This window comes from Clostridium tarantellae (assembly GCF_009295725.1).
GTDB classification, from domain to species: Bacteria; Bacillota; Clostridia; order Clostridiales; family Clostridiaceae; genus Sarcina; species Sarcina tarantellae.
Genome location: NZ_WHJC01000188.1, coordinates 1 through 6,779 on the forward strand (window position 1 = coordinate 1; position 6,779 = coordinate 6,779).

Consider the following 6,779-nt stretch of genomic DNA (forward strand, 5'->3'; position numbering starts at 1 on the left):
GATATCCTATAAATATAATTCCAACTGTAACAATGGTAATAAATAAAATTAATAATTTTGGCTTAACAACCTTTCTAAGCATTATTATAGAAGGCAAGGAAAGTGCAGTTACTGACATCATAAAAGCAAGTATAGTTCCAAGTCCTGCTCCTTTAGATAATAAACTTTCAGCCACAGGTATTGTCCCAAAAATATCAGCATACATAGGCACTCCCACAAGAGTTGCAAGTATAATTGAGAAAGGATTATTTCTTCCTAATATGCTTTCAATCCATTCAGTAGGTATTACATTGTGAATTATAGCCCCAATGCCTACTCCTATAAAAATATATATATATACTTTTTTAACAGTTGAAAGCACTTGTTCTTTTGCAAAAGTAATTCTGTCCTTTGTAGAAAGTTCTGGTGAATCAATATTTGAAGGCTTAACATTCTTTATAAAGTCTTCAACATATTTATTCATATTCATTTTTTCAATTAAACTTCCTCCTAATATAGCTAATATTAATCCTACAATTACATATGCCACTGCTATTTTTGTACCAAAAATACTCATGAGAAGAATTAAAGAACCTAAATCTACTAATGGTGATGAAATTAAAAATGAGAACGTTACTCCAATAGGAAGTCCAGCACTAGTAAACCCCATAAATATTGGAATAGATGAACAAGAGCAAAAAGGTGTTACTGTTCCTAATAATGCCGCTAAGGTATTAGCCTTTATTCCATTAAATTTACCTAATATTTTTTTAGTTCTTTCTGGTGGAAAAAAACTCTGAATATATGAAATTAAAAATATTAAAAAGGATAATAATATAAAAATCTTAATGGTGTCATAGAGAAAAAATTGAATAACTCCTCCTAATCTATCATTTACATTTAGTCCAATGCAATTAAGTATTGAACCTATAAGAGTGTTTAGCCATTTCATTCCTAAAATTTCATTTTGAAAAAATAGCCCACACTGTTCTAATATTTGCACAAAAATTCCTCCTTTATATATAGTTAACATATTTATATATTTAAATTTATAGTGTATAGTAGGAGAATATTATGGAAATTAAACAGGATAAATTTAATCCAATTACATCTAAACCTATAACGGTTTTAGGTAAAGGTTCTGATGTAAAACTAGATATGCAATTAGATTTTAATAATAAAGAAGTAAATATTGGTGCTGCTATTATAGGTAAAGTAGTTGATTCAAACAATAATCCTATACAAGGTGCTATAGTAAAATTAACAGATGGTGAGTTTAATCCCTTAAGTAGTGCTATGACTGATCTAAATGGAAATTATTCTATTAACTTACTTCCTTTTAGTTCTGTTTATAACATGATAGCTACAGCACAGGGAAAATTATTATCTCAAGTAGACCCATTTGTTTTAACAACAAGTGAAACTAAAACTATTGATTTTACTTTACAAGCAGATACTACATCTACATTAGGAGCTATAAGTGGTTTCTTACAAGATATAAACTCTCAAAGTATTTCTGGAGCTATTGTTTTACTATATAGTATAGTTAATGGATCAAATACTTTAATATCAATAACCTATACTGATAACGCAGGTATTTTTGTATTTAGTGAATTAGAGCCTAGAAATTATAATATTACAATAAACGCTTTAGGTTATCTTCATTCTGAATTAAATGCTACTACTAAAAGTGGAATAATAACTACACTTTCAAAAGTTTTATATGTAAATCCTGAAGCTCCAAATGGTGTAGTATCTGGAATTATAACAGATACCTTAAATGCTCCAGTATCTAATGCTGATGTTATACTTTATAGTATAGACAGCAATAATGAACTTACACCATTAGCATTTACTAAGACAAATTTAAGTGGTATATATAGTTTTATAAATGTTCCAGAAGGAGAGTATTTAGTTAAGTCTAATCAATCTGAAGTTATTACTGTAAATGATACAACAACTTCTACAAATAATACCATAACCTCTATAAATAATACAGATACAAATATAACTACCCTTCCTACAACAAGCATAACTAGCACCAATAATTCTGTAGGTTTAGCTGGTAATGAATTTACTTTTTTGGGTTTAAATGATGTTACAATAAATACACTAAAATTTGATGTAACCACAAAAAAAATTATAGTTAAATCAACAGGAAACCAAGCACATAATGGGCTAGGAACCAAACTTTATTTTGGGGTATCCTTATATGATTTTAATAATAATTTAAAATCCTCTGTATTTTTATTAGGTAAAGATACAGGTAATAATTTTGCTTCTCTTTTAAAAGGAATTTCTTTTGAATATGGATATTATTTAAAAGTTTTTCATTATGAGCCTTCTAGATTGCTTCTGTCAGGTTCTGTATGTGGAGCAACTTCTGATTTATCAAAAGGATTTATTAATACTGATAACTTAAATTCAGTTAGATTTTACATTCAACCTAATGGAATTCAATACACTTTAATAAAGGATTCTACAGAATATAAACCTACTTCTGAAATTGTAACATCTGTTAACTCTAATGAGGGTAAATTTTTTAATACTACATTAACATTAAATGGTAATTTTATTGGGGCTATAGGTGATGCGGGAGGATATGCAATAGTACCTCTTTCTGTGTCATCATCAGGTATGTATAATTTAGAGATTGAATATTTATGTGGTGATAATGATAGGCTTTTACAGGCTGATATTAATGGAAGAAATATAGGTAATCCTCTTATTGCTTCTAAAACTAATGATTGGACGCTTATTAGTACTAAAAAATTAAATATTATAGTTAATTTAAATGATGGAATAAATAATATTAAATTATTTAATGCTCCTAATACTCCAGGACCATGGGTAGGGAATTTAAAAATAACAAAAATAAAAACTTTAGTAAATTATATGTTTAATGCTACTGATGGAGTATTAACAAATACTAGTACTATATTAAATGATACTTTCATTGGTTATATTGGAGATACAGGTGGTTATGTAACTTTTTCTGTTGATATAAAAACGGCAGGACCATATAACCTTGCCATTGAATATATAAGTGGTGAAGCAAATAGAAACTTTAGAATAGCTATTAATGATGAAGATTCTGGTACTTTGTATTATGTCAATAAAACTTCTAGCTGGGAGATATCCAGTGCTGAAACATTAAATGTTATTTTAAATCTAAATGAAGGAATAAATAATATTAAATTCTATAACACCGTTAATTCACCTGGTCCATGGATTGGAAAATTAATAATTTCAAATCCTAAACCAATAACTTATGAAATGTCTTCTGCATCTTTAAATAGTGGGGCAAGTGTTGACAGTGGTGGATATGTAATAAATAATGGAGGTCCTACTAATGGTTATAGCATGTTAGATGTAAATGTACCAACATCAGGTATATATACTCTAGATGTTAATTATAAAAATTCTAATTCTGAAAAGCCTCTTAATATAGATATTAATGGCTCAAATGTAGGAAATAGCTTTACACTTCCAGTAAATCCTGGTGGAGGAATCTTCACAACCACAGTTGAATTAAGCAGTGGAAGAAATAGAATTAAATTTTATGGTGAAAAAAGTACTAATTTTTCTGGGTTGTATGCCCCAGATTTAAAAAGTTTTAGTCTTACTAATAGTGAAGTTATAACTTCATACAAAGCAATGATTCATAGCTCTGATTATGCTATGAATAAAGCTGAACTTTTTAATGGAGCTACCTTAGATAATGAAAATTTTGTAATAAGTCAAGGTGGACCATCAAAAGGATATTCTATGTTAACTGTATTAGTACCATATGAGGGTAGATATAATTTAGTATTAACACATAGAAATGGAGAAGTTAGACCACTAAATGTTGATATAAATAAAGTTCATACAGGGACTACTTATCATGTACTACCTGGAAATAAAAGAAAATTTATAATTTATGATATTGTATTTAATAGAGGAACTAATACTATTAAATTCTATGGTGATAATAGTAATAACTATACTCCAGATTTACTAAATACTACAGTATTATTTGTATCTTCATCATTACCAAATCCATCAATAAGTTATAATATATCTACTGCAATGTTAGGTAATGGTTCTTTTATTGATAATTTTGGATATTCAGCAAGTAATGGTGGAAATACTAATGGATATACTTTATTTAAAGTAAAAGTATTAAAATCAGGAATATATAAATTATCTATAAATTATAGACATTATCATAATGAAAGATCTTTTAAAATAGATATAAATAGTATTAATACAGGTAAGGGTTACACTGCACCATATGGTGATCCTGGTGTATTTACAACGGAAGTTAATTTAACTTTAGGTATTAATGAAATTAAATTTTATGGTGATGATAGTATAAATTATACTCCTGATTTAGGAAATTTAACCCTAACTTTAATAACTCCAATTGATATTTCTCCAGACAAATATTTAGTTCCAAATGCCTCAACTATTCCTAGTATATATCAACTAAGGAATACTGATATGAAATATGGTATGTTTATTCACTTTGGTATTAATACCTTTGTGGACCAAGAATGGACAGATGGATCAATTCATCCATCATCTTATGCTCCAACATCCTTAGAGATAGATAAATGGGTTGAATTAGCATGGGAAGCAGGTATGAGTTATATAATTTCAATTACAAAACACCATGATGGTTTTTCAGTAAGAGATAGTGTTTATAGTGACTATGATGCACTTAGTTCTAAAAATTCTTTAAACGTTACAAAAATGTTAGCAGATGCTTGTGAAAAATATGGTATAAAACTAGGTTTATATTATTCAATATGGGATAGAAACTGGGATACTAGATATGGCTTTAATAATACAGAAGTTTATGCTGATTATATGATAAATCAATTAACGGAATTATTAGGTGGAAATTATGGAGATATTGTAGAACTTTGGTTAGATGGTAGTTGGGTAAAAGACGCACCTGTTTGGCAATTAGATAGAGTTTATGATATGGTTAAAAGATTACAACCAGGCTGTCAAGTATCAACTAACTGGACAATAGGTGGTACAAGTTATATATACCCTAAATATTACAAAGATGGCGACCCTATAGTTTATTTCCCATCAGAATTTAGGTTGGCAGACCCTCATCTTCCTAATCCAAATTATGATCCTAAACTATATAGTTATAATAAAGAATTATATTATCTTCCATTTGAAACTACTGTATGCTTAAAATCTACTTGGTTTTATAATTCTAGAAATGATTTTGAAGGACCAAGACAAAGTTCTCAAATGATAAAATCAATGTATACCCAATTAGTAAATCAAAATAATAATTTAATATTAAATGCTGCGCCAAATAAAGAAGGTAAACAACATCAAGATGATATTGATACACTTTATACTGCTGCTAATTTATTAGGCATAGCTAGAGGAAAAGCTTTAACTATTGATATTTTAGGAGAAAATTTAGCTTTAAACCAAACTGTAACAGCTAGTGAAGAGCCTTACGGTGCTGAATATTCTGCTTCTAAAGCAGTTGATGGAGATTCAAATACAAGATGGGCAACTAATGATGGAACTGATTCAAAATGGATAGAAATAAACTTAGGACAATCCGTTTCCTTTAACAGAGTTGTAATTAATGAAGCAACTCAAAGTGGCATGGGCATGAGAATAAATAAGTATAAATTAGAATATTGGAATGGTTCAAGTTTTGTAGTATTAAGTGAAGGTACTACTATAGGAAATAATTTCACTGTTTCATTTAAAGAAATATCTTCTAGTAAAATTAAGCTAACCTGTTCTTCTAATAAATATGGTCCTACTATAAATGAAATAGGAATTTATAATATAATTAAAGGAAAAAATTTACTACCTGAAAAAGTAAGGGTAGAATATAGAAATGAAGCTGGTTATCCTGTTCAAACTTCTGAAGTTTTATATGGAAATATAGGAGATTCTTATACAACTAAAGCAAAAGATTTAAGTAAATTAGGGTATTCCTTTAAGGAAGTTAAAGGTTCTACAACTGGAAAATTTACAAATGAAGAAATAATTGTAACTTATATTTACAAAGACTTATATGGAGTGCAACATTATTCTAATAATTATAAAGTTAAAAATGGAACACTTAATGGAACAAGTTTACAATTAAATGATACTTTTGTAGGTGCTATTGGAGATGCAGGTGGACATGCAACGATAACAGTTACCCCATTGGCAACTGGAAGCTATTATGCAGATATTAAATATTTAAGCGGTGATAAAGACAGAACGTTAAAATTAGCTGTTAATGGAACTCCTACAAATACAACCTATACTGCAAAGAAAACAACAGATTGGACAGAAAATAACGTAAGCACATTAAGAGTAACAATTTCATTAAATGCAGGAATTAATACTATTAAATTCTATAATGATAATAATGAACCTGCACCATGGATTAGTATAGTAAGACTTACACTAATTCCTTAATATATTTTTATTATATAATTTAAAAATTTAATATTTATTTTATGACTCCTCTTTAAAATATGAAGTGCTTTTAGTTTAAAGAGGAGCCTTTATTTAAAAGTAATTATCTTCAAAGTTCTAATAAGTTTTTATATTTCTTCAAATATAAAAACCTTTTTTGCACAACTATTTAATTTATTTAAAAAGCTATTGAAATGTGAAGTTCCTTTACATATTTCTTTAAATAAATTTTCAAGCAAATCATATTCCTCTAAAAGTTCTTTTTTAAAATTATCAAAATTTTCTTGTAATATATTTAAGGTATTAGCTATTTCTTTATATTCTACAGAATTAAGTTTAGCACCACCTATAGATAAAAT

At 27.9% G+C, this 6,779-nt stretch carries 3 protein-coding genes; 1 reads left to right on the forward strand and 2 read right to left on the reverse strand.

Annotated features, from left to right (window positions below; genetic code table 11):
* Positions 1-931: permease (locus GBZ86_RS11045; RefSeq protein WP_422678923.1), on the reverse strand; the 931-nt coding region annotated here is incomplete at its 3' end.
* Between the two features lie 122 nt (positions 932-1,053).
* Here GBZ86_RS11045 and GBZ86_RS11050 point away from each other — a divergent pair.
* Entirely contained in the window at positions 1,054-6,420 is a 5,367-nt protein-coding gene (locus GBZ86_RS11050) for an alpha-L-fucosidase (RefSeq protein ID WP_152890645.1), read from the forward strand.
* A gap of 128 nt (positions 6,421-6,548) precedes the next feature.
* On the opposite strand, the gene GBZ86_RS17195 is transcribed toward GBZ86_RS11050, so the two are convergent.
* On the reverse strand, positions 6,549-6,779 hold a 231-nt coding region (locus GBZ86_RS17195; protein WP_170272221.1), incomplete at its 5' end, for a hypothetical protein.

Coding starts and splice junctions, on each gene's coding strand:
- GBZ86_RS11050 (WP_152890645.1), top strand. CDS start 1,054: ATGGAAATTAAACAGGATAAATTTAATCCAATTACATCTAAACCTATA.